21 protein-coding genes and 2 rRNA genes (1 of these 23 cut by a window edge) are annotated in these 25,143 nt (G+C 61.9%); 5 read left to right on the top strand and 18 right to left on the bottom strand.

The features are described from left to right. Positions 1 to 36 precede the first annotated feature (36 nt). Together secG and H6935_13065 are read right to left on the bottom strand one after the other, a co-directional pair. Positions 37 to 375, bottom strand: coding sequence for a preprotein translocase subunit SecG (gene secG / locus H6935_13070; GenBank protein MCP5279274.1), 339 nt, complete (start codon positions 373 to 375; stop codon positions 37 to 39). 21 nt (positions 376 to 396) lie between these two features. Then, entirely contained in the window at positions 397 to 1,143 is a 747-nt protein-coding gene (locus H6935_13065) for a triose-phosphate isomerase (GenBank protein ID MCP5279273.1), read from the bottom strand. A 157-nt stretch (positions 1,144 to 1,300) separates the two neighbouring features. On the opposite strand from H6935_13065, the gene H6935_13060 reads away from it, so the two are divergent. From H6935_13060 to H6935_13050, 3 genes are read left to right on the top strand one after another with little or no spacing between them, the layout of a single operon-like run. After that, positions 1,301 to 2,092: a UDP-2,3-diacylglucosamine diphosphatase gene (locus tag H6935_13060; GenBank protein ID MCP5279272.1), complete on the top strand. Its 792-nt coding sequence runs from the start codon at positions 1,301 to 1,303 to the stop codon at positions 2,090 to 2,092. 8 nt (positions 2,093 to 2,100) lie between these two features. After that, entirely contained in the window at positions 2,101 to 3,243 is a 1,143-nt protein-coding gene (locus H6935_13055; protein MCP5279271.1) for a glycosyltransferase, read from the top strand. A gap of 18 nt (positions 3,244 to 3,261) precedes the next feature. Continuing rightward, complete coding sequence (locus H6935_13050) at positions 3,262 to 4,386, top strand: glycosyltransferase family 1 protein (GenBank protein MCP5279270.1); 1,125 nt, start codon at positions 3,262 to 3,264, stop codon at positions 4,384 to 4,386. 12 nt (positions 4,387 to 4,398) lie between these two features. On the opposite strand, the gene H6935_13045 is transcribed toward H6935_13050, so the two are convergent. The 6 genes from H6935_13045 to pstS form a co-directional block, all read right to left on the bottom strand. Beyond that, entirely contained in the window at positions 4,399 to 4,647 is a 249-nt protein-coding gene (locus H6935_13045) for a hypothetical protein (GenBank protein ID MCP5279269.1), read from the bottom strand. Positions 4,648 to 4,669: 22 nt separating this feature from the next. Then, positions 4,670 to 6,553, bottom strand: coding sequence for a pyruvate kinase (locus H6935_13040; protein MCP5279268.1), 1,884 nt, complete (start codon positions 6,551 to 6,553; stop codon positions 4,670 to 4,672). Between the two features lie 130 nt (positions 6,554 to 6,683). After that, positions 6,684 to 7,484 carry a phosphate ABC transporter ATP-binding protein PstB gene (gene pstB / locus H6935_13035; protein ID MCP5279267.1) on the bottom strand — a complete coding sequence of 267 codons (801 nt, stop codon included), beginning with the start codon at positions 7,482 to 7,484 and terminating at the stop codon, positions 6,684 to 6,686. Then, a complete protein-coding gene (pstA, locus tag H6935_13030; GenBank protein ID MCP5279266.1) occupies positions 7,484 to 8,326 on the bottom strand; it encodes a phosphate ABC transporter permease PstA in 843 nt (280 codons plus the stop codon). The genes pstB and pstA overlap by 1 nt, the downstream gene beginning before the upstream one ends. Positions 8,327 to 8,342: 16 nt before the next feature. Next, positions 8,343 to 9,314, bottom strand: coding sequence for a phosphate ABC transporter permease subunit PstC (gene pstC / locus H6935_13025; protein MCP5279265.1), 972 nt, complete (start codon positions 9,312 to 9,314; stop codon positions 8,343 to 8,345). A 119-nt stretch (positions 9,315 to 9,433) separates the two neighbouring features. Continuing rightward, positions 9,434 to 10,450: a phosphate ABC transporter substrate-binding protein PstS gene (gene pstS, locus H6935_13020; protein ID MCP5279264.1), complete on the bottom strand. Its 1,017-nt coding sequence runs from the start codon at positions 10,448 to 10,450 to the stop codon at positions 9,434 to 9,436. Positions 10,451 to 10,641: 191 nt separating this feature from the next. Between pstS and H6935_13015 the strand changes: the two genes are divergently transcribed. Further along, entirely contained in the window at positions 10,642 to 11,391 is a 750-nt protein-coding gene (locus tag H6935_13015) for a GNAT family N-acetyltransferase (GenBank protein ID MCP5279263.1), read from the top strand. A gap of 3 nt (positions 11,392 to 11,394) precedes the next feature. Here H6935_13015 and glmM read toward each other — a convergent pair whose 3' ends face one another. The 4 genes from glmM to H6935_12995 form a co-directional block, all read right to left on the bottom strand. Continuing rightward, a complete protein-coding gene (gene glmM / locus H6935_13010; GenBank protein ID MCP5279262.1) occupies positions 11,395 to 12,756 on the bottom strand; it encodes a phosphoglucosamine mutase in 1,362 nt (453 codons plus the stop codon). Further along, positions 12,753 to 13,574: a dihydropteroate synthase gene (gene folP, locus H6935_13005; GenBank protein MCP5279261.1), complete on the bottom strand. Its 822-nt coding sequence runs from the start codon at positions 13,572 to 13,574 to the stop codon at positions 12,753 to 12,755. The genes glmM and folP overlap by 4 nt, the downstream gene beginning before the upstream one ends. Positions 13,575 to 13,660: 86 nt before the next feature. Next, positions 13,661 to 15,556 carry an ATP-dependent metallopeptidase FtsH/Yme1/Tma family protein gene (locus tag H6935_13000; GenBank protein ID MCP5279260.1) on the bottom strand — a complete coding sequence of 632 codons (1,896 nt, stop codon included), beginning with the start codon at positions 15,554 to 15,556 and terminating at the stop codon, positions 13,661 to 13,663. 77 nt (positions 15,557 to 15,633) lie between these two features. Continuing rightward, the gene (locus tag H6935_12995) at positions 15,634 to 16,260 is read right to left on the bottom strand and encodes an RlmE family RNA methyltransferase (GenBank protein MCP5279259.1); all 627 of its coding nucleotides are present in this window, start codon (positions 16,258 to 16,260) and stop codon (positions 15,634 to 15,636) included. Between the two features lie 85 nt (positions 16,261 to 16,345). On the opposite strand from H6935_12995, the gene H6935_12990 reads away from it, so the two are divergent. Beyond that, a complete protein-coding gene (locus H6935_12990) occupies positions 16,346 to 16,639 on the top strand; it encodes a YhbY family RNA-binding protein (protein ID MCP5279258.1) in 294 nt (97 codons plus the stop codon). Positions 16,640 to 16,642: 3 nt separating this feature from the next. Here the strand turns inward: H6935_12990 and H6935_12985 are convergent, their stop codons facing one another. The 6 genes from H6935_12985 to H6935_12960 all read right to left on the bottom strand — a co-directional run. Continuing rightward, on the bottom strand, positions 16,643 to 17,098 hold the full coding sequence (locus H6935_12985) for a DUF4149 domain-containing protein (protein MCP5279257.1): 456 nt from the start codon (positions 17,096 to 17,098) through the stop codon (positions 16,643 to 16,645). Positions 17,099 to 17,106: 8 nt separating this feature from the next. Beyond that, positions 17,107 to 17,583: a transcription elongation factor GreA gene (gene greA, locus H6935_12980; GenBank protein ID MCP5279256.1), complete on the bottom strand. Its 477-nt coding sequence runs from the start codon at positions 17,581 to 17,583 to the stop codon at positions 17,107 to 17,109. 33 nt (positions 17,584 to 17,616) lie between these two features. Next, on the bottom strand, positions 17,617 to 20,820 hold the full coding sequence (gene carB / locus H6935_12975) for a carbamoyl-phosphate synthase large subunit (GenBank protein ID MCP5279255.1): 3,204 nt from the start codon (positions 20,818 to 20,820) through the stop codon (positions 17,617 to 17,619). Next, on the bottom strand, positions 20,813 to 21,949 hold the full coding sequence (carA, locus tag H6935_12970; protein ID MCP5279254.1) for a glutamine-hydrolyzing carbamoyl-phosphate synthase small subunit: 1,137 nt from the start codon (positions 21,947 to 21,949) through the stop codon (positions 20,813 to 20,815). Before carA ends, carB begins: the two co-directional genes overlap by 8 nt. A gap of 172 nt (positions 21,950 to 22,121) precedes the next feature. Beyond that, positions 22,122 to 22,235 (bottom strand): 5S ribosomal RNA (rrf, locus tag H6935_12965). 135 nt (positions 22,236 to 22,370) lie between these two features. Then, positions 22,371 to 25,143 (bottom strand): 23S ribosomal RNA (locus H6935_12960) (it continues 284 nt past the right edge of the window).

The following is a 25,143-nucleotide window of genomic DNA, read 5'->3' as shown; positions in this document are numbered from 1 at the left end:
ATGATCGGACACCCAAATAGGTGTGCCCGACATGTATTACTTGGGAATGTCTCCCGATTTGTCCACTCCACCCGCGGGTGCCGCAGGCGCTTGCTGGGGTACTGCAGGCGCGGCGGGCACGTTCAAGGGCTGTTCCACCTTGTGCCTGGTGCCGGAAAAATAAGCCAAGCCCAGGCTGGTGATGAAGAACACCGTAGCCAGGAGGGCCGTGGTCCGGGACAGGAAGTTGGCGGAGCCGCTGGCGCCGAACAGGCTGCCAGAGGATCCGCTGCCGAAGGCAGCACCCATGTCTGCACCCTTGCCGTGCTGCAGCAATACAAGTCCCACTACGCTGGCAGCCACCAGCAGATGAAGGACCCAGACGATGAATTCCATTTTCTTTCCTTAATTTTTGCCTCAGCCGGCCCGGCAGATGGCCAGGAACTCTTCGGGGTTCAGGGAGGCGCCACCAATGAGGCCGCCATCAATATCGGGCTGGCCCATCAATTCCGCAGCATTCCCCGGCTTCATGCTGCCACCGTACTGGATGACGAGACCCTCCGCCACGGCGGCGTCCAAGGCACGAATCTTGCCGCGGATGAAGGCGTGCACGGCCTGTGCCTGCTCGGGGGTGGCGGTCTTGCCGGTGCCAATGGCCCACACGGGCTCGTAGGCCACCACGGCCTTGGCCAGGGCAGCCACACCGCTCTTGGCAACAACTGCATCCAGTTGGCGCCCAACCACCTGCTCGGTGACGCCATTTTCCCGCTCGTCCAGGGTCTCGCCCACGCAAAGGATGGGAGTCAGGCCGGCGGACTGGGCCGCGGCGAATTTCTCGGCCACCACCTCGTCGCTCTCGCCGTAAAGGGCGCGGCGCTCGGAGTGGCCGACGATGACGTAGGCGCAGCCGAAGTCCTTGAGCATGGGGGCGGACACCTCACCGGTGTAGGCACCCTTGGCATGCTGGCTCATGTTTTGGGCTCCCCAGGCGACCGCACTGCCGGACAGCTTGGCCTGGACCTGGGCCAGATAGGGGAAGGGCACGCAAACCGCCATGTCGGCCTTCACGCCCCCCATGCCAGCCAGGATGCCAGATAGCAGGGCATCGTTCTCGGCCAGGGTGCCGTGCATTTTCCAGTTGCCGGCCACGAGTTTGCGACGCATGGGTTCCCCTCCTAAAAAGACCGCGCATGTTAATCAGTATGTGCCGGCTGGTCAATGCGGCATGCCCGATTGCACCATCGCAACAGGGCGCAAGGCCGCTGGCAGCTGGGCCAGGCTGTCACCGGAGCGTCACAATGGGCTGGCAAAGTGGCCTGCCATGCCAGACGTACGCGCCATCTTCATCTCGGATGTCCACCTGGGCACCCGCGCCTGCCAGGCGGACAGGCTGCTCGATTTCCTCAGGGAACACCCTTCCCAACACCTGTTCCTGGTGGGCGACATCATCGACTTCTGGAGCATGAGCCGTTCCATCCACTGGAACACGGCCCAGAACACCGTCGTGCAGAAGGTGCTGCGTCGGGCCCGCCACGGCGAGAAGATCATCCTGGTGCCTGGCAACCACGACGAAGCTCTGCGGGACTACTGCGAGTCGGCCTTCGGCGACATCCACATCGCCAGCGAATACGTGCACGAGACCGCCGACGGGCGCCGCTTCCTGCTCATCCATGGCGACGATTTCGACCAGGTCACCCGCTACCACAAGTGGGTGGCGGTGCTGGGGGACATGTCCTACAACCTGCTGGTACGGGCCAACGTCTGGCTGTCCCGGCTACGTCGCCTGCTGGGTATCGCCGGCTACTGGTCCCTGGCGGGCTATGCCAAGCGCAAGGTCAAGACCGCCCTGCAGTTCATCTTCGACTTCGAGGATTCCGTCATGCGCCACGTAAGGGAACGTGGCATGGACGGGGTGATCTGCGGCCACATCCACTGGGCCGCCCTGAAGGAAGTGGACGGCCTGGTCTATGCCAACTGCGGTGACTGGGTGGATTCCTGCACAGCCATAGTCGAGCACCACGACGGCCGCCTGGAACTGGTGGACTGGGGTGTCGTCACCCGTACCCGCCCCGCTGAAATCCAGTTGCTGCCCGCCGCCAAAGAGGCCGCATGAACGGCTTCCTGGGTGTCCTCATGGTGTCGGACGTGTTCTTTCCGCGCATCAATGGCGTTTCCACCTCCATAGAGACCTTCCGCTCTGCTCTTTGGGAACATGATGTTCACGTGGGCGTGGTGGCGCCCCGCTATGCCGACGAGCCGGACACCGGCGACATCATCCGGGTGCCAGGCAGGCGTCTGCCACGGGACCCGGAAGACCGCCTCATGCAATACCGGCCCCTGCGGCAGACGGTACTGGAGGCCGCCCGGGGCTACGACCTCATCCACGTCCAGACCCCTTTCGCCGCCCACTACGCCGGCCTCCATGCCGCAAGGAAGCTGGGCAAGCCGGTGCTGGCCACCTACCACACCCTGTTCGAGGAATACCTCCAGCACTACATACCCTTCCTGCCCGCCAGGAGCCTGAAATCCCTGGCCAGGCGCTTCTCCCGGGGGCAGTGCAATGAACTGGATGCGGTGGTGGTGCCCTCCACGGCCATGCGTGACCGGTTGCATGCCTATGGTGTGGAGACCGCCATGCACGTCCTGCCCACGGGCCTGCCCGAAGACGCATTCCGCCCCGGGGACAGGGCGCGCTTCCGCGCCCGCCACGACATCGGAACGGATACTCCCGTGGCCCTTTTCGTCGGCCGGGTGGCCCACGAAAAGAACATCGCATTTCTTCTGGCAGCCCTGGCCCACGCCCGGCGGGAAATGCCGGAACTGCTGTTGCTGATCACGGGTGAAGGGCCCGCCCTGCCCGACCTGCGCCGCCAGGCCGCGCGCCTTGGCCTTAACGATGCCGTACGCTTTCTGGGCTACCTGGACCGGCGCCATGAACTGCCGGACGCCTACGCGGCGGCGGATGCCTTCGTCTTCGCCTCCCGCACCGAGACCCAGGGCCTGGTGCTGCTGGAGGCCATGGCCCAGAGCTGCCCCGTGGTGGCCCAGTCTGTCATGGGCACGGCGGACATCCTGTCGCCAGGCCGGGGTTGCCTGGTAGCGCCAGACGATGCGCGGGAATTTGCCCAGACCATGCTGCGACTGCTGGGGGACCCGGACCTTCGCGCCGGACTAGCCGCGGAGGCCAGGACCTATGCCCAGGAATGGTCTGACAGCGCCCTGGCCCAACGCATGGCCCGGCTTTACGCACAACTGACGGCCTGACCCGGGCTCGATAAACGCATGCGTCTCCTGGTCGTCACCGAAACCTATCCGCCGGAGATCAACGGCGTGGCCATGACCACCGGCCGCATGGTGGCCGGCCTGCGGGATCGGGGCCATTGGGTGGGCCTGGTGCGCCCCCGGCGGCACCCGACGGACGTGGGGAACGAGGCGGAATGGACCGTGCCCGGCATCACCCTGCCCAATTATCCAGGCATTAAACTGGGCCTGCCTGTCTGGCACCGCCTGAGTCGCCTGATGCGCACACATTTTCCGGACGTGGTGCATGTGGTCACCGAGGGCCCCCTGGGCTGGGCCGCGGTTCTGACGGCTCGCAGCTTGGGCCTGCCCGTTACCTCCGGTTACCACACCCACTTCGATCAATACAGCGGCCACTATGGCCTGCGCTGGCTTTCGCCCCTGGTGACCCACTCCCTGGATGCTCTGCACCGTCGCTGCAGCGCCACCCTGGTGCCGGCGCCGGAACTGGCCACGACTCTAGCCGCCCGGGGCATTCCCAACGTGGAGGTGGTGGGCCGGGGGGTGGATACCACCCTGTACCATCCCGGGCGCAGAAGCCCTTCCCTGCGCCTGGCATGGGGCCTGGAGGAACAGGATCTGGCTTGCCTGTATGTGGGTCGCCTGGCGCCGGAAAAAAACCTGGAGTTGGTGGCGAGGGCCTTCGATGCCATTTTCGCCATTCATCCCAAGGCCCGCATGATATGGGTAGGAGACGGCCCCGCCCGGGTTCAGCTCCAGGAGAATTACCCCCATCACATCTTTTCCGGCTCCCGCACGGGAGATGAACTGGCAAGGCATTACGCCAGTGCCGACTTGTTCATATTCGGCAGTCTTTCTGAGACCTGGGGCAACGTCATCGCCGAGGCCATGGCCAGCGGCCTAGGGGTGGTGGCCTACGCCAGGGCCGCCGGCGCGGCCCTCATCCAGCACGGTCGAAACGGTCTTACGGTACTGCCCGGGGATTCATCAGCCTTTGTCCAAGCTGTCCTCACCCTGGCACAGGACGAGGCCTTGCGCAGGGAACTGGGTGATCAGGCCGCGAAGGACATGGCCGACAATGCCTGGAGTGGGGTCATCGGCCAACTGGAGTCGGCCCTGGCCCGGGCCATCAAGGCACCGGCCTGATCCCGCAAAGGATCAGGACTCGTCGTCCTTCTGGTCCATGTACTTCTGCAGGCGGCGTTCCACCACGTGACGGTCGAAACGCCACTCTTCCAGCAGGTCCAAGGCCATCTCGAACACTTTCTTGTCCAAGTCGTAGATGCGGTGGATCTCAAAGGATTCCTGGGTTTCCAGTGCTGCACAAAGCCCCCGCAGGATTTCCTCTGCACTGGAGCCCGGGTTGTTGCGAATGTACTTGGCGATGGTTTTCACTGCGTTTGCCATGGGATGCTTCCTTATTTCCTGACTACCAATGCAAAGCCCGCAAGCGGGCGCTTTTCTTCAACTGATGGCCCTGCATGCGGCCGGCAATATCGTCCAGCAGGGCGATGGCGTCCAGCACGAAAGGCCCCTTGTTCAGCATGACGCACTCCGCCCGCTGGGACATGGCCGCGTCTGTCATTTCCGCCCGGGTAGGCTGGTTCACCCGGATCATCTGCTCGAACACCTGGGTGGCCCAGATCACCGGCACCCGGGCCGATTCCGCCAGCCACAGGATTTCCTCCTGGATTTCCGCCAGCCGTGCCCAGCCCAGTTCCACCGCCAAGTCGCCCCGGGCGATCATGAGCCCAAAGGGGGCCGAGGCCGCACCATGCACGATGATTTCCGGCAGGTGGGCCACCGCCTGCCGATTCTCGATCTTGGCAATGCGGCCCATGTGCCCGGCACCCCTGGCCGTCAGTTCATCGCCCAGCCGGTCCATGTCCGTGGCGTCACGCAGGAAAGAATAGCCCACCAGGTCAGCTTCGCCAGCGACAAAATCCAGATCGCGCAAATCCTTGTCCGTCAGGGACGGCAACGCCAGGTCGCTATCGGGAAAGTTCAGTCCCTTGGCGGAATGGATCTTGTCCCCTTCCGGCGCGGCCCGGGTGATGCGCAGCCAGGCACCCGCCTCGTCCACGCTTTCCACCTCGGCGGTGATGCGGCCATCATCGATGAACACCCGTTCCCCGGCCTTGAGGAAATCCAGAACCTCCGGCTGGGCGCAGGGCACCTGGCCCACGCAAACACCTCCACCACCGGGGGCGCAGGCGGCCACCAGATCAGTATCCTCCCGGGTGAGCAATATCCGATCCCCCATGGCCACCCTGATCGCCCCCGCCTGGGGCTCCATGGGCCCCACCACAGTCTCGGCCCCGCCCGTCCCGCGACGATTGGCCCGATGCCGCAAGGCCAGGCCCGGCGTCACCAACACCGTCTCGGTGACGCAGGCCAGCAGGTGGTAATCGCTGAGCCGGTCCAGCACCAGGATGCGCCGCTTGCGTCCACGCGCATCAGTCAGTTCCACCGCATCCCCCGGCCGTACCCGACGCAGCCACTCACGCGCCACGGCAATGCGGGGGTAGCGCGCCATGCCCGCCACCTGGCCCAGGCCAGGCCCGCCCAACTCGCCGCTGGCATCCAGGAGGAAATAGGCTGGCGTACGCGCTTCGCCGCCGTCATCCCGCTTGGGCTTGAGGCGCAGGGAAGGAGATTTCGCGCCGATATCCCCCGTACGTAACTTGGGCCCGGCCAGATCCATGAGCACCCGGCAAGGCCTTCCCCCGGAGGCGGAGGCCCCACGCACGTGGCTGATCATGGCCTTCCAGGCATCCGCATCGTCATGGGCGCAATTGATGCGGGCCAGGTCCATGCCACGCCGCGCCAGGTCGGTGACCAGTCGCTTGTCGTCAGCGGCCAGGGAAGGCAGGGTCACCATGATGCGCATGTCCCGATTGGCGGGGGCCTTGCCCAACAGGATGTCACTGTGCTTGAGTAGACGCCGACCACCCTCCTGGCTGGCGCGGGCCATCTTCCTTACTCGCTTCTCGTCGGGCGGCATGCCCAGCATGGCGTCCAGTGCCATGCCTACCGATTCCAGGGTAGGCAGCACGTGCGCCTCGCAACGCCCAAGGGATGACAGGCCCAACTCCAGCAACCTGTCCTGTAGCTTGCGCAGGTCCTGGCGTCGGAAGGCCACGTAGGACGCCAGGTTCGCCGCGTCCGGGGAGAAACCTTTCCCCGCGACGACGGGCCGCCAACATTGCAACAATGCCCTTTGGCCGTCCAGCACCGAGGCATGCAGTTGTTCGAGTTCGAGGCGTATTTGGGAAAGCGACTTCATGGCGGCACCGGCTTGGACTGCCAACATACAGTGCTGCCAATCAAAACTTGATTAAATTTTTATGACACCCACCTTAACACCGCCCTCCCTGGCCGTGCTTAGTCCCGAACCACACCATTCGGGCGTCAGTACCGCCCAACCGATATAGGCTGCCCGATCATCCGAATCTGCCCGTGATGTAGTCTTCCGTCTGCTTGACCTGTGGCTTCACGAACAGCACGTCCGTGGCGCTGAACTCGATCAGTTCCCCCAGGTACATGAAGGCGGTGTAATCGGATATCCGCGCCGCCTGCTGCATGTTGTGGGTCACGATGGCGATGGTGTACTCGGTCTTCAACTCGTTGATGAGTTCCTCGATCTTGGCGGTGGATATCGGGTCCAGGGCCGAAGTGGGCTCATCCAGCAACACGATTTCTGGCTTCACCGCGATGGTGCGGGCGATACACAGACGCTGCTGCTGCCCCCCCGAAAGGGACAGGCCGCTGCGTTGCAGGATGTCCTTGGTTTCTTCCCAGATTGCCGCCTTGCGCAAGGCCCACTCGACACGATCGTCCATTTCAGACTTGGAGAGTTTCTCGTACAGACGCACCCCAAAGGCGATGTTCTCGTAGATGGTCATGGGGAAGGGCGTGGGTTTCTGGAACACCATGCCGATCTTTGCACGCACCAGGTTGACGTCCTGTTTCTTGTCCAGCAGGTTCTTGCCGTGGAAATTGATCTGTCCTTCGGCACGCTGACCGGGATACAGGTCGTACATGCGGTTGAAGGTACGCAACAGGGTGGACTTGCCGCAACCGGAAGGCCCGATGAATGCCGTCACCTTGTGCTTCGCGATATCCATGGACACTTTCTTCAGCCCCTGGAAATCACCGTAATAGAAATTCAGGTCCCGGATGGACAAGACAACTTCTTCGCCATCGGCAAAATGAGGGTGGGCGGACATGGAGGACTCCGGCATCAGTCTGAGGATTTCTTGCGGAACAGCACGCGGGCCAGGACATTGACGCCCAGCACGAACAAGGCGATCAGCAGGGCACCGCCCCAGGCCAGGCTGACCCAGTTGTCATATGGGCTCATGGCGAACTGGAAGATCACCACCGGCAGGTTACCCATGGGCTGGGACATGTCGGTGCTGTAGAACTGGTTGTTCAAGGCAGTGAACAACAGGGGTGCCGTCTCGCCGGTGACCCGAGCGATGGCCAGCAGAATACCCGTTACCACGCCAGCCTTGACCGCCCGCAACGTGACCTTGAGCGATACCTGCCAGCGGGGTGCCCCTACTGCGAAAGCTGCTTCCCGCAGGCTGGTGGGCACCAGTAAAAGCATGTTTTCCGTGGTGCGCACCACTACGGGAATGGCAATAAGGGAAAGGGCCACGGAACCCGCCCAACCGGAGAAGCCGCCCAGGGTGGCCACCATCAGGGCGTAGACGAACAGGCCGATGACGATGGAAGGCGCCGACAGCATGATGTCCGTGACGAAGCGGGTGGCGGCGGCGAATTTGGACTTGCTACCGAATTCGGCCAGATAAATACCCGCCAGGATGCCGATGGGAGTGGACACCACGGTGGTCACCACCACGATCATCAGGCTTCCGATGATGGCGTTCCGCAGGCCACCACCCTCGGTTCCCGGCGCAGGGGTGTCCTGGGTAAAGAAGTCCCAGCTCAGGGCTGCAAAACCGTTGTAGAAGAGGGTCCAGAGGATCCACAGCAGGGCAGCAAGGCCGAAGGACATGGCCACCATGGACAAGGCGATGCCCAGGCGGTTGGTCCAGATGCGGCGTGAATACAGGTTCATGGCTTGATGTCTCCGCTCACTTGCCTTGTTTGGCCACACCGCGCTTTATCAGCCATTGCGATACGGCCAGCACGATGAATGTGATGATGAACAGCACCAGGCCCAGTGCGAAGAGGGCGGAGATGTGCAGCCCCGGGTCAGCTTCGCCAAACTCGTTGGCCAGCGTGGAAGCTATGGAGGTGCCTGGTGCGAACAGGCTGCCAACAATGCGGTTGGCGTTGCCGATGACGAAGGTCACCGCCATGGTCTCGCCCAGCGCGCGCCCCAGGCCGAGCATGATGCCGCCGATGACGCCCACCCGTGTATAGGGAAGGACCACGTTGGTGACCACCTCCCAAGTGGTGCAACCCACGCCGTAGGCGGATTCTTTCAGAGGAGGAGGCACTGTTTCGAAAACATCCCGCATCACCGAGGCTACGAAGGGGATCACCATCAGGGACAGAACGATGCCGGCAGTAAGGATGCCGATGCCGATGGGGGGACCCGCGAACCAGCCGCCAATCACGGGCACATCGCCCAGGGCAGCCTGCAGATGGGGCTGCACATGCTCCGCGAACAGCGGTGCGAACACGAACAGGCCCCAGATCCCGTAGATGATGGAAGGCACGCCCGCCAGCAGTTCGATGGCGGTGCCCAGGGGTCGACGTAGCCATACCGGGCAGGTCTCGGTCAAAAACAGAGCGATGCCGAAGCTGACAGGAACGGCGATCACCAGGGCGATGACGGACGTAACCACCGTACCGTAAATGGCGGAGAGGGCGCCATACTGGTCTTCAGGAACGTTCCAGACGTTGGTCCACAGGAAAGCGGGACCGAACTCCTTCAGCACCGGCATGGCCTCGATGGCCAGGGAAATCAGGATGCCCGCCAGGGCGGCGAGCACGATGAAGGCAAACACCATAGTGACCTGATGGAACATCAGGTCCTGCAACTGGAATTTCTTCACTTGCGCGGCGTGCACGTCTATGGGTGTCGTCACTTCGCTCATTCGGATCTGTCCTGATTCATTTACGCATTCTTCGCAAATTCCTTCGAGCCGTGAGGGGGCTTGCGAAGAAAGTTTGGGCGCGGCATGTTATCCGCGCCCAAACCGGTGCATCAAGGCAATTACTTGATGTTCTTCATCTCGGCTTCGACCATCTTGACGACGTTGGCCGGCAGAGCGACAAAGCCCAGTTCCTCGGCCATTTTCTGGCCGTTGTTCAGGGACCAGGTGAAGAACTCCACCACACCCTTTTGACGAGTAGCGTCAGCACCCTTTTCGTAGGCCAGGGCATAGGTGGCGGAAGTGATGGGCCAGGCATTCTTGTGGGTCTGATCCAGCAGGTCCGGGGCCATGCCCTTCACCTTGAAGTTGGCGCCAGCGGCGGCATCGGCCACGGAGTCCTGGCTCGGCACGATGTAGTTGCCAGCCTTGTTCTTCAGGGCCACGAAGGTCATCTTGTTCTTCATGGCGTCGGCGATGTCCACGTAGCCGATGGCGCCGGCGATCTTCTGCACGTTGGCGGCCACGCCGGGGTTACCCTTGCCGCCCACGCCGTTGGCGGGCCAGTTCACGGTGGTGCCGGCGCCTACGTCGCGCTTGAAGGCCATGGATTGCTTGGCCAGGTAATGGCTGAAGGCATAGGTTGTGCCGGAGCCGTCGGAACGGTGGGACACGGTGACGGGGGTATCAGGCAATTTCACGCCGGGGTTGAGTTTGGCAATGGCGGGATCGTTCCACTTCTTGATGGCGCCGCGGAAAAGATCCGCCGCGGTGGCACCGTCCAGCTTGATGCCGCCGGACTGGATGCCAGGCAGGTTCACAACAATGGTCACACCCCCCATCACGGTGGGAATCTGGATCAGCCCGACCTTGTCCAGTTCGGCTTCCTTCAGGGGCGCATCGGTACCACCGAAGTCCACGGTCTTGGCCTTGATCTGCTTGATGCCGCCGGAAGAACCGATACCCTGGTAGTTCACCTGGTTGCCGGTGGCACCTTTGTAGGCTTCGGCCCATTTGGTGTAGACAGCGTAGGGAAAGGTGGCGCCAGCGCCGGTGATGTCGGCGGCCAGAGCGGAGAGGCTCAGGGACATGGCGGCGGCCAGTCCAGACAGCTTGAGGAGGGTACGGTTTGCAGTCATGTAAGGCTCCATTTGGGTGACTGGTGAACAACACCCAGAATCCTATCGGTGAAATATTACAAGTTCGTGAATGCCCTGGATCATGGCATTTGCCCCACCACAATCTGTCACCATTTCTTCACCAAGCCGTCACAGCCTAGTAACGCCAGGTTTCTACCTTTGCTCCCAACGTGCTAAAGGAGAACCCGTACATGTTGCAGGAACACGTTGCCGCCAAGGAACGGCTGAAAAAATCCTTCCATGTATCCATGGCCCGTCACGAGGATGAGTTGCGTGAGGCACAGCGCCTGCGCTGGAAGGTGTTCGCCGAAGAGATGGGGGCACGCCTGAACAGCCCCGAGGATGGGATTGACTTGGACTTGTACGACCCCTACTGCGAACACCTGCTGGTCAGGGATGCGGATAACGGGGAAGTGGTGGGAACCTACCGTATCCTGACCCATGCCGCCGCCAAGCGTGTGGGCAGCTACTACTCTGAAAATGAGTTCGACCTGACCCGCCTGCAGAACCTGAAAAGCCGCATGGTGGAGGTGGGGCGTTCCTGTGTGCACGCGGACTACCGCAGCGGTGGTGTCATCACCCACCTGTGGGCTGGCCTGGCGGATTACATGATGAAGAGCGGCTATGACTACATGATCGGTTGCGCCAGCATCGGCATGCAGGACGGCGGGCATAACGCGGCGGGCATCTGGCACGCAGTGCGGGAAAAACACCAGGCTCCGGTGGAATGGCGAGTCTTTCCCCGCTGCCCTCTGCCCCTGGAAGAACTCACGGCCACACCTTCACCCTCGGTTCCTCCCCTGGTGAAGGGTTATCTGCGCCTGGGTGCCTATGTTGGCGGTGCGCCGGCCTGGGACCCCGATTTCAACACCGCCGACCTGTTCATCCTGTTGCCCATGAGCCGGCTAAACCCGGTGTATGCCCGGCACTTCCTGAAATAAGGGTCACACCCCGGCGGCCACCTTCACCGCGTCGGCGATTCGCTCGGCGCAGCGGTGCACCTGGGGCTCGTCCCGCCCCTCCACCATGACCCGGATGAGGGGCTCGGTGCCTGAGGGGCGCAGCACCACCCGGCCTGTGTCCCCCAGTTCCTGTTCAACCGCCTGGACAGCATGGACCACGGGCTCCTGCCCGTCCAGCTTGAAGCCCTTGGCCACCCGCACGTTGATGAGCAACTGGGGATATACGGGGCAATCCCGGGTGTAGTCCGCCAGGGACTGGCCGGATCGACGCAGGGCTGCCAGCACCTGGAGGGCGGAGACAATGCCATCACCGGTGGTGTGCTTGTCCAGGCAGAGGATGTGGCCGGAGCTTTCGCCGCCCACCTGCCAGCCCTGTTCCTGCAGAACCTCCAACACGTAGCGGTCCCCCACCTTGGCGCGCCGGAAATCGCAACCGAGCTTTCTCAGGGCCAGCTCGGTACCCAGGTTGGTCATCAAGGTGCCCACCACCCCGCCTTTCAACTCGCCGTTCTCCATGCGGTGGCGGGCGATAGCGTACATGAGCTTGTCGCCGTCCATGATCTCGCCGGAGATGTCCGCCATCATCAGGCGATCCCCATCCCCGTCCAGGGCGACGCCCACGTCGGCCCGGTGCTGGCGCACGGCCCGGCTGAGGGTCTCGGTATGGGTGGCGCCGCAATGCTTGTTGATGTTGAGGCCGTCTGGCTCGTTGGCGATGGCGATGACGTCAGCACCCAGCTCGTGGAACACGTGGGGGGCGATGTCATAGGCCGCCCCATTGGCGCAATCCACCACGATGCGCATGCCGCGCAGGTCCAGGTCGTTGGGGAAGGTGCTCTTGCAGAACTCGATATATCGGCCAGCGGCGTCGTCCACCCGCTTCACCCTGCCCAGTCCCTTGGAGGACTCGGCCTTGATGGGGGACTCCATGGCCTCCTCGATGGCCAGTTCAACCTCGTCCGGCAGCTTGGTGCCCTGGGCGGAGAAGAACTTGATGCCGTTGTCCTCGTAGGGGTTGTGGGAGGCGGAGATCACCACCCCGGCCTGAAGGCGCAGGGCCCGGGTCAGGTAGGCAACCCCCGGCGTGGGCATGGGACCGGTGAGGCGCACGTCCACCCCTGCGGCGGTCAACCCGGCCTCCAGGGCCGATTCCAGCATGTAGCCCGAGACCCGGGTGTCCTTGCCGATGAGGACGGTAGGCCGCTCTCCGAACAGGGAGTCATGGCGACCGGAGGCCAGGACGCGGCCCGCGGCATAGCCCAGGCGCATCACCATGCCCGGAGTGATGGGGTCCTCCCCCACCCGGCCCCGCACGCCATCCGTACCGAAAAACCTTCTGCTCATTGCTGTGCTCCCAAAGCTTGCCAAATCTTGATGGCGTCCACGGTCTGCGCCACGTCGTGCACACGCAGCATGGCGGCCCCTTGCGACGCGGCCAGCAATGCAGCGGCAACACTGCCCGACATGCGATCCTGCACGGGCTGGCCTGTGATCAGTCCGATCATGGACTTACGGGACACCCCCACCAATACGGGAGCCATATCGGCCAGGATGCGGATTTTCTTGAACAACGCGATGTTGTGCTCCAGGGTCTTGCCGAAGCCGAAGCCCGGGTCGATGACGATGCGGTCAGGGGAAATGCCCGCCTGGATGCAGGCAGTCCGACGCCGATCCAGGTAGGCCGCGACTTCCGCCACCACATCCTCGTACTGGGGATCTTCCTGCATGGTGCGGGGTGCGCCCCGCATGTGCATCAGGCAGACGCCGCACCCACTGGCCGCCATCACCTCCAGGGCACCCTGGCTTTCCAGCGCCTTCACATCGTTGATCATGTCCGCCCCGGCTGCCAGGGCGGCGGCCATGACCCGGGGCTTCATGGTGTCCACGGACAGGGCCGCGCCACAGTTCCGCAATCCTTCCAATACGGGCTGGACGCGATCCAGTTCCTCCTCCACGGATACGGGCCGGGCCCCGGGCCGGGTGGATTCGCCGCCGATGTCCAGCAGGTCTGCCCCCGCCTCCTTCAGGCGGAGGCCTTGCTCGATGGCTTGCAGAGGGTCAAGAAAGGCGCCACCGTCGGAGAAGGAGTCCGGCGTGACGTTGACGATGCCCATGACCAAGGGCCGATCCAGAGCAAAGGAGAAACGGCCGCAGCGGAACATCGGGGAGGGGGGAAGGGGGAGGGGGGAAGGGGGAAGGGGGATGAGCGGGGCTTCACCCCATCACTCACCCCCACCCAATCCCTGCCTCAGGCTTCTTCCGCTGGCGTAGCCGTGGGTGCGGGGGCGCTGGGTGTGCTGCTGTTGCCAGAGGAACTGGAGGGCGGGGTCACCGGCTTGGGCGGGCGCGGCTCGTTGCCGGCCATGATGTCGTCGATCTGCTCGGCGTCGATGGTTTCCCATTCCAGCAGTGCCCGGGTCATGCGTTCCACCTTGTCCCGGTTCTCCTCCAGGATCTTGCGGGCCAGGGCGTACTGCCCGTCGATGATGCGGCGCACCTCCTTGTCCACCTGCTGCATGGTGGCCTCGGACACGCTCTTGTGAGTGGTGACGGAACGGCCCAGGAACACCTCGCCCTCCTCCTCGCCATAGACCATGGTGCCCAGGGCATCGGACATGCCCCACTGGGTCACCATGCGCCGGGCCAGGTCCGTGGCCCGCTGGAAGTCGTTGGAGGCGCCGGTGGTCATCTGGTTCATGAAGATTTCCTCGGCGATGCGGCCACCGAACAGCACGGCGATGGTGGACAAGAGACGTATCCGGTCCTGGCTGTAGCGGTCCTCCGTGGGCAACTGCATGGTCACACCCAGGGCCCGGCCCCGGGGAATGATGGTGACCTTGTGCACCGGATCGGTCTTGGGCATGAGTTTGGCCACCACGGCGTGGCCGGACTCGTGGTAGGCGGTGTTGCGGCGCTCTTCCTCGGGCATGATCATGGAACGGCGCTCGGCCCCCATCATGATCTTGTCCTTGGCCCGCTCGAAGTCGTCCATGTCCACCACCCGCTTGTTCGACCGGGCGGCGAACAGGGCGGCCTCGTTCACCAGGTTGGCCAGGTCGGCACCGGAGAAGCCGGGGGTGCCCCGGGCGATGATGTCCGCCTTCACGTCCTGGCTCACTGGCACCTTGCGCATGTGCACCAGCAGGATCTGCTCCCGGCCGCGGATGTCGGGCAGGGGCACCACCACCTGGCGGTCGAAGCGACCCGGACGCATGAGGGCCGGGTCCAGCACGTCGGGACGGTTGGTGGCGGCGATGACGATGACGCCGGCAGTGGCCTCGAAGCCATCCATCTCCACCAGCAACTGGTTCAGGGTCTGCTCCCGCTCGTCGTTGCCGCCACCCAGGCCAGCACCGCGCTGGCGGCCCACGGCGTCGATCTCATCGATGAAAATGATGCAGGGCGCGTGCTTCTTGGCCTGCTCGAACATGTCCCGGACCCGGGCCGCACCCACGCCGACGAACATTTCCACGAAGTCTGAACCGGAGATGCTGAAGAAGGGCACCTTGGCCTCGCCGGCGATGGCCTTGGCCAGCAGGGTCTTGCCGGTGCCAGGGGAGCCCACCATGAGCACGCCCCGGGGGATGCGGCCGCCCAGCTTCTGGAACTTGGAGGGATCCCGCAGGAATTCCACCAGTTCGCCCACTTCTTCCTTGGCCTCATCGCAGCCGGCCACGTCGGCGAAGGTGATGGCGTTGGTTTCCTGATCCAGCATGCGGGCCTTGGACTTGCCGAAGGAGAACGCACCGCCCCGGCCACCGCCCTGCATCTGGCGCATGAAGAACACCCAGACGCCGATGAGCAGCAGCATGGGGAACCAGGAGATGAAGATGCTCATGAGCATGGAGGGCTCGTCCTCCGGCTTGGCCTCCACCTGCACGCCGTACTTCAGCAGATCCGAGACCATCCAGGGGTCGGACGGCGCGTAGGTGCTGAAGCGACGGCCATCAGAACGGACTCCTCGCAGTACGTGGCCGTCGATAGTCACCTTGGCTACCTGGCCGCTGCGGACTTCCTCGATGAACTGGGAATAGTCCACCTGGGACTGGGTGACCCCCGGCCGAGTATTGAACTGGTTGAACACCGTCATCAGCACCAGCGCGATGACCAGCCAGATGGCGACGTTCTTGAACAGATTATTCAACTTTCACTCCTTCGCGGCGAATCCGCGTACTGTACTGCGCGCGCACTTTGCTTCGCATACCGCATTCTAACGGCGCTTCAGCCCGATTGCTTGAGCCCGCGTCCCAATAGGTAACACTCCCGACTGCGATCCCGCGAGGCATCCGGATTGCGGGTGGCAACGCTCTTGAACACCCCCCGCATGGACTTCACGAACGCCTCGAAGCCTGCACCCTGAAAAACTTTGATGAGAAAAGCTCCCTCGGGTTCAAGATGATGTACCGCGAAATCCAGAGCCAGGTCCGCCAAGGCGTACACCCGGGCCTGGTCAGAGACCACTACGCCGGTTATGTTTGGGGCCATATCCGAAAGTACAAGATTGACCTTTTTCCCGCTCAAGGCCGATTCAAGCTCGGCCAAGGCCCCGTACTCAGTGAAGTCCCCCTGGATGAAGGTCACGCCGTTGATGCCCGTCATGTCCAGCAGGTCGATGCCGATGATGCGGCCCTGGCCCTTCATGCGACTGGCCGCCACCTGGCACCAGCCACCGGGGGCGCAACCCAGGTCCACCACGATCTGGCCGGGCTTCAACAGGCGGTCCTTGTCGTCGATCTCCAGGAGTTTGAAGGCGGCCCGGGAACGCCACCCTTGTTCCGTGGCCTGCCTCACGTAGAAATCGTGGACATGGCGATGGTGCCATTCACGGGTTTTGGCTTGTCTTTTCATAGTGTTGAAGTCTACCGCCGTGGGGCCGAACTAAGGGTGCCTGGCGTGCTCGGTGATAATATCGCCGCCCATCCTGGAGATATTCATGCAGCAACTCAGCACCGAACAACGCAAATTCCTCAAGGCCCAGGCCCACAACCTCAAACCCGTGGTCATGATCGGCAACGCCGGTCTGACCGAGGCCGTGAAGTTGGAGGCGAACCGGGCCTTGACAGCCCATGAACTCATCAAGATCAGGGTGCTGGGTGATGACCGGGAAGCGCGGGAGGCATGGTTCATGGAATTGTGCGAGGCCCTGGGCGCTGCGCCGGTGCAGCATATCGGAAAGCTCCTGCTGCTTTACCGCCCGGCCGACAAGCCCAAACTGAAACTGCCCTGAGCCTTATTTAGCCCCTTGTTTCGCCACGAGGGCCAGTCCCAGCAGGCTCTGGATTAGGTAGACCCCACTGGAAATGCCATGCCAGGTCTGGAAACGGTCCCGGAACAGGCTTTCCATCACGTCCTTGGGCATGGCCATGTCCTTGAGTTCCTGCAGCAGGGGCCGGATGCCGAAGTGCTGGGCGATGGTCAACAGGAACATGGCCACCACGATCCAGAAGAAGGGCTGCCTCAGCACCGCGCCGGCATAACGGCCCAGGCGGAACACCAGCAGCCATCCACCGCACACCATGCCTACCCAGGCCATCCAGCCGAACATCTTGCCGGCAAGGTAGCCCGCCATCATGCGATCTTCCAGGTTGTAAAAGAGGGCGGGAGCGGCCAGATAGCCGATGGCCCAGAGGCCTCCCACCCACAGGGCGACGGACCAGGCGGCCAGCAGATCGGGCAAGCGTTTCAATTGGCAGCTCAGACGTAGTGGACGTCGACGATTTCGTAATGGCGCAGGCCACCCGGTGCATGGACGTCCGCCACGTCGCCGGCATACTTGCCGATGAGGGCCCGGGCGATTGGGGAACTGACGGAAATCTTGCCCGCCTTGATGTCGGCCTCGTCGTCGCCCACGATCTGGTATTTCACCTCGTCGCCGGACTCGGCATCCACCAGTTCCACGGTGGCGCCAAAGACGATGCGGCCGTCCGCGTCCAGATGGCGGGGGTCGATGATCTGGGCGTTGGACAGCTTGCCCTCCAGCTCCTTGATGCGGCCTTCGATGAAACCCTGCTTTTCCTTTGCGGCATCGTATTCCGCGTTTTCCGACAGGTCACCGTGGGAACGGGCCTCGGCAATGGCCTCGATGACGCTGGGCCGTTCCACGGTCTTCAGGCGGTGCAGTTCATTGCGGAGCTTTTCCGCACCCACCACGGTGAGGGGGACTTTATTCATGGGTACCTTTGGCGATTCTTCAGTGCAGGCGCGTCAATTTAGACGCTTGTGCAGTTCCTGCAACGGGTAAACAGTAATGTCGCGCCGGTCCTTCATACCCAGGCAGGCCGCCTTGGCACCGGCCAGGGTGGTGAAGTAGGGGATGTTCTGGGCCAGGGCCGCTGCACGGATGGCGAAGGAGTCCACCACGGCGCGCTTGTCTTCCACCACGTTGATGATCAACTGGATGTCCTTGTTCTTGATCATGTCGACGATGTGAGGCCGGCCTTCCGCCACCTTGTTGACCCGGGTCACGGGCACGCCGGCGGCATTGATGATGCGGGAAGTTCCGCTAGTGGCGAACACCTTGAAGCCCAGTTCGTGGAGGTAGGCGGCGATCTCCGCGACCTGGGGATGCTCCGGGTCCCGCACGGAGATGAAGGCATTGCCGGATCGGGGCAGCTTTACGCTGGAACCGTACTGGGCCTTCAGGAATGCCTCGCCGAAGCTGTCGCCCACGCCCATGACCTCGCCGGTGGACTTCATTTCAGGACCCAGGATGGGGTCAACGCCCGGGAACTTGCGGAAAGGAAACACCGCCTCCTTCACCGAGTAATATGGCGGAATCACCTCGAGCTCGGCATTCTGTTCCTTCAGGGTCTTGCCGGCCATGCAGCGGGCGGCGATCTTGGCCAGTTGCCGGCCCGTGGCCTTGGAGACGAAGGGCACGGTGCGGGAGGCCCGGGGGTTCACTTCCAGCACATAGACGGTGTCGCCCTTGATGGCGAATTGCACGTTCATGAGGCCCACCACGTTGAGGGCCTTGGCCATGGCCACGGTCTGGCGGCGCAACTCGTCCTGAATAGCAGAGGACAGACTGTAAGGCGGCAGGGAACAGGCGGAATCACCGGAGTGCACGCCGGCCTGCTCGATGTGTTCCATGATGCCGCCGATGAGCACCTGCTCGCCATCGGACAGGGCATCCACGTCCACCTCGATGGCATCGTTCAGGAAGCGGTCCAGCAGCACGGGGGAATCATTGGAGACCTTCACGGCCTCACGCATGTAGCGTTGCAGATCCGCCTCCTCCCGCACGATTTCCATGGCCCGACCACCCAGCACGTAGGAGGGCCGCACCACCAGGGGGTAGCCGATCTCCGCCGCCAGGCGGATGGCTTCGTCCTCGGCCCGGGCGGTGCGGTTGGGCGGCTGCAGCAGGCCCAGCTTATGCAGCATCTTCTGGAAGCGCTCCCGGTCCTCCGCGGCATCGATCATGTCCGGCGTGGTGCCGATGATGGGCACACCATTGGCTTCCAGGTCCCGGGCCAGCTTCAGGGGTGTCTGGCCCCCATATTGGACGATGACGCCGAAGGGCTTCTCGATGCGCACGATCTCGAGCACATCTTCCAGGGTCAGGGGCTCGAAGTAGAGGCGGTCGGAGGTGTCGTAGTCCGTGGACACGGTCTCCGGGTTGCAGTTGACCATGATGGTCTCGTAGCCGTCTTCCCGCATGGCCAGCGCAGCATGCACGCAGCAGTAGTCGAATTCGATACCCTGGCCAATGCGGTTGGGGCCACCACCCAGGACCAAGATCTTCTTGCGGTCCGTGGGCTGGGCCTCGCACTCCTCCTCGTAGGTTGAGTACAGATAGGCGGTGGAGGTGGCGAACTCGGCGGCGCAGGTATCCACCCGCTTGTACACGGGGTTGATGCCCTGGGCCCAGCGGCGGGCACGCACTTCGTGTTGTGTGCAGTTCAACAGGTTGGCCAGGCGGCGGTCGGAAAAACCGCTGCGCTTCAAGGTAAATAGTTCATCCCGGGTCAAGTCGATGAGGCTGCGGCCCTTGATGGCGTTTTCCTGCCGTACCAGATCCTCGATCTGGGCCAGGAACCAGGGGTCGATATGACTGATGTCATGGACCTCATCCAGGCTCATCCCCACACGGAAGGCATCGGCCACGTAGAACAGCCGCTCGGCGCCGGGGTTGCCCATCTCGGCCTTGATCCTGGATTCGTCGGTGGACTTTTCGTCCAGTCCGTCGGCGCCGGTTTCCAGACCGCGCAAGGCCTTCTGCAGGGACTCCTGCTGGGTGCGGCCAATGGCCATGACCTCGCCCACGGACTTCATCTGGGTGGTGAGGCGGTCGTTGGCCTGGGGGAATTTCTCGAAGGCAAACCGCGGGATCTTGGTTACCACGTAATCAATGGAAGGCTCAAAGGAGGCCGGGGTCAGGCCGCCGGTAATGTCGTTCTTCAACTCGTCCAGGGTGTAGCCCACCGCCAGCTTGGCCGCCACCTTGGCGATGGGGAAGCCCGTCGCCTTGGAGGCCAGGGCTGAGGAGCGGGACACCCGGGGGTTCATCTCGATGACCACCATGCGGCCGTCCGCCGGGTTGATGGCGAACTGCACGTTGGAACCGCCGGTGTCCACGCCGATCTCCCGCAACACCGCTATGGAGGCGTTGCGCATGATCTGGTATTCCCGGTCCGTCAGGGTCTGTGCCGGCGCCACGGTGATGGAATCGCCGGTATGCACCCCCATGGCGTCCAGGTTCTCGATGGAACAGACGATGATGCAGTTGTCCGCCTTGTCGCGGACCACCTCCATCTCGAACTCCTTCCAGCCGATGAGGGATTCCTCGATGAGGAGTTCGTGGGTGGGAGAGGCCTCCAGGCCACCATCACAGATCCGCACGAACTCCTCCATGTTGTAGGCGATGCCGCCACCGGTCCCACCCAGGGTGAAGGAGGGGCGGATGATGACCGGGAAGCCAATTCCAGCCTGAACCTGCATGGCTTCTTCCATGCTATGGGCAATACTGGATCGCGCGGAGCCCAGCCCGATCCGGGTCATGGCCTGCTTGAACTTCTCTCGGTCCTCGGCCTTGTCGATGGCTTCCTTCTTGGCGCCGATGAGCTCGACACCATATTTGTCCAAGACGCCGTGCCTGGCCAGGTCCAGGGCACAGTTCAGGCCCGTCTGACCACCCATGGTGGGCAGGATGGCATCCGGCCGTTCCTTGTCGATGATGCGCTCCACCGTCTGCCAGTTGATGGGCTCGATGTAGGTGGCATCCGCGGTTTCCGGGTCTGTCATGATGGTGGCCGGGTTTGAGTTCACCAGGATGACCCGATACCCCTCCTGCCGTAGGGCCTTGCAAGCCTGCGCGCCGGAATAATCGAACTCACAGGCTTGGCCGATGACGATGGGTCCCGCACCGATGATGAGGATGGAATGGATGTCCGTGCGCTTAGGCATTCTTCTTCTCTCGCATCAGACCGATGAAGCGGTCGAACAGATAGCTGACGTCATGGGGCCCGGGGCTGGCCTCGGGATGCCCCTGGAAACTGAAGGCCGGCACGTCGGTGCGAGCAATACCCTGCAGGGAACCGTCGAACAGGGAAACGTGGGTCGCACGCAAGTTTGCAGGCAGGCTCTGTGCGTCCACAGCGAAGCCATGGTTCTGGCTGGTGATCATGACCCGCTTGGTATCCAAGTCCTGCACCGGGTGGTTGGCACCGTGGTGACCGAACTTCATCTTGATGGTCTTTGCACCGGAAGCCAGGGCCAGCAGCTGATGACCCAGGCAGATTCCATAGGTAGGCACACCAGCCGCCAGGATGTCCTGGATGGCCCGGATGGCGTAAGCGCAGGGCTCCGGATCGCCGGGGCCGTTGGATAGGAACACGCCATCCGGATGCATGGCCAGCACATCCGTTGCAGGAGTTTGGGCCGGCACCAAGGTCACCTGACAACCGCGCTCGGTCAGCATGCGCAGGATGTTGCGCTTAACGCCGTAGTCATAGGCAACGACCTTGTAGGTCGCATTGGCGGGCCGGATGAAACCGTTGCCAAGCCGCCACTCACCTTCTGTCCATTCGCCCTTCTGGCCGCAGGTCACCACCACGGCCAAGTCCTGACCTGCCATGCTGGGACAGGCCTGTGCCTTGGCGATGGCTTCGGCCTCATTGATCTGGCCTGCCATGATGCAACCGTTCTGTGCTCCCTTTTCACGCAGCAACCTGGTTAGCTTGCGCGTATCGATACCTGCGATACCCACCACGGCGTGCCGTTTCAGGTAAGAAGTCAGGGGTTCCGCCATTCGGAAATTGCTGGGCAGCAGAGGCAGGTCGCGGATAATCAAGCCGGAAGCATGCACCTGGGCAGATTCCTCGTCCTCAGGGTTCACGCCCACATTACCGATATGAGGATAGGTAAGCGTGACGATCTGACGGCAATAGGATGGATCTGTCAGGATCTCCTGATACCCGGTCATGGAGGTATTGAACACCACCTCGCCAATACCCGCGCCCTGGGCGCCGATGCCGTAACCGCGGAACACTGTTCCATCGGCCAAGGCCAGAATTGCAGGCTCGAAAGCAGACAAGATAAACCCCGGCTACACGTGACAAGCGGGACAGGTTTGCACCTATCCCGCCCGGTTGATTTGCTTATGAATTATACGTTCGCCATCCCATCCAGCCAAGTCAGCGCGGTAATGGGAGGAGGAGATTCATAAAAGCGAACGCCCACCGTGGAGGTGGGCGTTTTGAGGGGGAGTCTGGCGATGACCTACTTTCGCGAGCGCGGGGCTCACTATCATTGGCGCTGGGGCGTTTCACGGTCCTGTTCGGGAAGGGAAGGGGTGGGACCGCCCCGCTATGGTCGCCAGACATAACTGGAAGTGGTGTCGCTTATGCGGCATCACGGAGTTGGGTCTGAACGGTGGTTCAGGCAAAGGGAAGAAGAGGTTTGGATGGGGAAGGGGTTCTTCCCACCTGGATTTGGTTGCCCTTGAGTGTGTATTCAAGGTTATAGGGTCAAGCCTTACGGGCAATTAGTACTGGTTAGCTTAACGCATTGCTGCGCTTCCACACCCAGCCTATCAACGTCGTGGTCTTCGACGACCCTTCAAGGAGGTCAAGCCTCCGGGAGATCTCATCTTCAGGCGAGTTTCACGCTTAGATGCTTTCAGCGTTTATCTCTTCCGCACTTAGCTACCCGGCGATACCACTGGCGTGATAACCGGTACACCAGAGGTGCGTCCACTCCGGTCCTCTCGTACTAGGAGCAGCCCCCGTCAAATCTCCAGCGCCCACGGCAGATAGGGACCAAACTGTCTCACGACGTTTTGAACCCAGCTCACGTACCTCTTTAAATGGCGAACAGCCATACCCTTGGGACCGGCTACAGCCCCAGGATGAGATGAGCCGACATCGAGGTGCCAAACTCCGCCGTCGATGTGAACTCTTGGGCGGAATCAGCCTGTTATCCCCAGAGTACCTTTTATCCGTTGAGCGATGGCCCTTCCATACAGAACCACCGGATCACTAGGACCTGCTTTCGCATCTGCTCGACTTGTGGGTCTCGCAGTTAAGCTGGCTTATGCCCTTGCACTATCAACACGATTTCCGACCGTGTCTAGCCAACCTTCGTGCTCCTCCGTTACCTTTTGGGAGGAGACCGCCCCAGTCAAACTGCCTACCATGCACGGTCCCCGACCCCGATAAGGGGCCCAGGTTAGAACCTCAACGACACAAGGGTGGTATTTCAAGGTTGGCTCCACGAGAACTAGCGTTCCCGCTTCACAGCCTCCCACCTATCCTACACATGTCCCGTCAAAGTCCAATGCAAAGCTGCAGTAAAGGTTCATGGGGTCTTTCCGTCTAGCCGCGGGGAGATTGCATCTTCACAAACACTTCAATTTCGCTGAGTCTCTGGAGGAGACAGTGTGGCCATCGTTACGCCATTCGTGCGGGTCGGAACTTACCCGACAAGGAATTTCGCTACCTTAGGACCGTTATAGTTACGGCCGCCGTTTACCGGGGCTTCGATCAAGAGCTTGCACCCCATCACTTAACCTTCCGGCACCGGGCAGGCGTCACACCCTATACGTCCACTTTCGTGTTTGCAGAGTGCTGTGTTTTTGTTAAACAGTCGCAGCCACCATTTCACTGCAACCCCATCGTGCTTCGACCGCGAGGATCTACACACTACCGGGGCACACCTTCTCCCGAAGTTACGGTGTCAATTTGCCGAGTTCCTTCTCCAGAGTTCTCTCAAGCGCCTTAGGATTCTCACCCTGCCCACCTGTGTCGGTTTGCGGTACGGTCACTATCCAACTGAAGCTTAGAGGCTTTTCTTGGAAGCTTAGGATCAACCACTTCGGAACCGTAGTTCCTCGTCATCACGCCTCAGCTAAGCCCTCCGGATTTGCCTAGAGGGCACGCCTACACGCTTAAACCAGGACATCCAACACCTGGCTGGCCTACCTTTCTCCGTCCCCCCATCGCATTGGATAGCGGTACAGGAATATTGACCTGTTTCCCATCAGCTACGCTTCTCAGCCTCGCCTTAGGGGCCGACTCACCCTGCGCCGATGAACGTTGCGCAGGAAACCTTGGGCTTCCGGCGAATGGGACTTTCACCCATTTTATCGCTACTCATGTCAGCATTCGCACTTCCGATACCTCCAGCATCCCTCACAGGACACCTTCGCAGGCCTACGGAACGCTCCTCTACCACGCATACATAGTATGCATCCCAAGCTTCGGTTACGTGCTTAGCCCCGTTACATCTTCCGCGCAGGACGACTCGACCAGTGAGCTATTACGCTTTCTTTGAAGGATGGCTGCTTCTAAGCCAACTTCCTGGCTGTCTGTGCCTTCCCACTTCGTTTACCACTTAGCACGTCATTTGGGACCTTAGCTGTGGGTCTGGGTTGTTTCCCTCTTGACTCAGGACGTTAGCACCCCAAGTCTGTCTCCCGTGCTCGCACTTCTCGGTATTCGGAGTTTGCTATCGCGGGGTAGATCTAGACGACCCCCCCAACGATTACAGTGCTCTACCCCCGAGAGTGATACACGAGGCGCTACCTAAATAGCTTTCGAGGAGAACCAGCTATCTCCGGATTTGTTTAGCCTTTCACCCCTATCCACAGCTCATCCCCTAGTTTTGCAACACTAGTGGGTTCGGTCCTCCAGTGCGTGTTACCGCACCTTCAACCTGGCCATGGATAGATCATCCGGTTTCGGGTCTACGCCCAGCTACTGAACGCCCTGTTCAGACTCGCTTTCGCTGCGCCTCCCCTATTCGGTTAAGCTCGCAACTGAACGTAAGTCGCTGACCCATTATACAAAAGGTACGCAGTCACCCCAGCACGATGGACTCTCGACGAGTCCACCGTGCTGGGGCGCCTTTCGTCTCGCTTCGCGATCCGAAGTCACCTTCACTCGATGTACTCATCAGAATCTATTTCTTCTTTAGTTCTTTTGAGTCGCGCTACGCGCTCCTCGAAAGAACCGAAAGCCCATTGTGCTGGGGCTCCCACTGTTTGTATGCATGCGGTTTCAGGATCTATTTCACTCCCCTCCCGGGGTTCTTTTCGCCTTTCCCTCACGGTACTGGTTCACTATCGGTCGATCACGAGTATTTAGCCTTGGAGGATGGTCCCCCCATCTTCAGACAGGATTTCTCGTGTCCCGCCCTACTTTTCGCACGCTCAGTTCCACAAACTTGTTTTCAAATACGGGGCTATCACCCTCTATGGCCGGAGTTTCCAATCCGTTCTCTTAACAAGTC

The sequence above is a fragment of the Thiobacillus sp. genome, assembly GCA_024235835.1.
Lineage (GTDB): Bacteria > Pseudomonadota > Gammaproteobacteria > Burkholderiales > Thiobacillaceae > PFJX01.
This window is presented reverse-complemented; position numbering and strand designations above follow the sequence as displayed.

Bases quoted from the DNA above. Each gene is read 5' to 3' on its own strand.
- secG (MCP5279274.1), bottom strand. From the start codon at position 375: ATGGAATTCATCGTCTGGGTCCTTCATCTGCTGGTGGCTGCCAGCGTA.
- H6935_13065 (MCP5279273.1), bottom strand. From the start codon at position 1,143: ATGCGTCGCAAACTCGTGGCCGGCAACTGGAAAATGCACGGCACCCTG.
- H6935_13060 (MCP5279272.1), top strand. From the start codon at position 1,301: ATGCCAGACGTACGCGCCATCTTCATCTCGGATGTCCACCTGGGCACC.
- H6935_13050 (MCP5279270.1), top strand. From the start codon at position 3,262: ATGCGTCTCCTGGTCGTCACCGAAACCTATCCGCCGGAGATCAACGGC.
- H6935_13045 (MCP5279269.1), bottom strand. From the start codon at position 4,647: ATGGCAAACGCAGTGAAAACCATCGCCAAGTACATTCGCAACAACCCG.
- H6935_13040 (MCP5279268.1), bottom strand. From the start codon at position 6,553: ATGTTGGCAGTCCAAGCCGGTGCCGCCATGAAGTCGCTTTCCCAAATA.
- pstB (MCP5279267.1), bottom strand. From the start codon at position 7,484: ATGCCGGAGTCCTCCATGTCCGCCCACCCTCATTTTGCCGATGGCGAA.
- pstA (MCP5279266.1), bottom strand. From the start codon at position 8,326: ATGAACCTGTATTCACGCCGCATCTGGACCAACCGCCTGGGCATCGCC.
- pstC (MCP5279265.1), bottom strand. From the start codon at position 9,314: ATGAGCGAAGTGACGACACCCATAGACGTGCACGCCGCGCAAGTGAAG.
- pstS (MCP5279264.1), bottom strand. From the start codon at position 10,450: ATGACTGCAAACCGTACCCTCCTCAAGCTGTCTGGACTGGCCGCCGCC.
- H6935_13015 (MCP5279263.1), top strand. From the start codon at position 10,642: ATGTTGCAGGAACACGTTGCCGCCAAGGAACGGCTGAAAAAATCCTTC.
- glmM (MCP5279262.1), bottom strand. From the start codon at position 12,756: ATGAGCAGAAGGTTTTTCGGTACGGATGGCGTGCGGGGCCGGGTGGGG.
- folP (MCP5279261.1), bottom strand. From the start codon at position 13,574: ATGTTCCGCTGCGGCCGTTTCTCCTTTGCTCTGGATCGGCCCTTGGTC.
- H6935_12995 (MCP5279259.1), bottom strand. From the start codon at position 16,260: ATGAAAAGACAAGCCAAAACCCGTGAATGGCACCATCGCCATGTCCAC.
- H6935_12990 (MCP5279258.1), top strand. From the start codon at position 16,346: ATGCAGCAACTCAGCACCGAACAACGCAAATTCCTCAAGGCCCAGGCC.
- greA (MCP5279256.1), bottom strand. From the start codon at position 17,583: ATGAATAAAGTCCCCCTCACCGTGGTGGGTGCGGAAAAGCTCCGCAAT.
- carB (MCP5279255.1), bottom strand. From the start codon at position 20,820: ATGCCTAAGCGCACGGACATCCATTCCATCCTCATCATCGGTGCGGGA.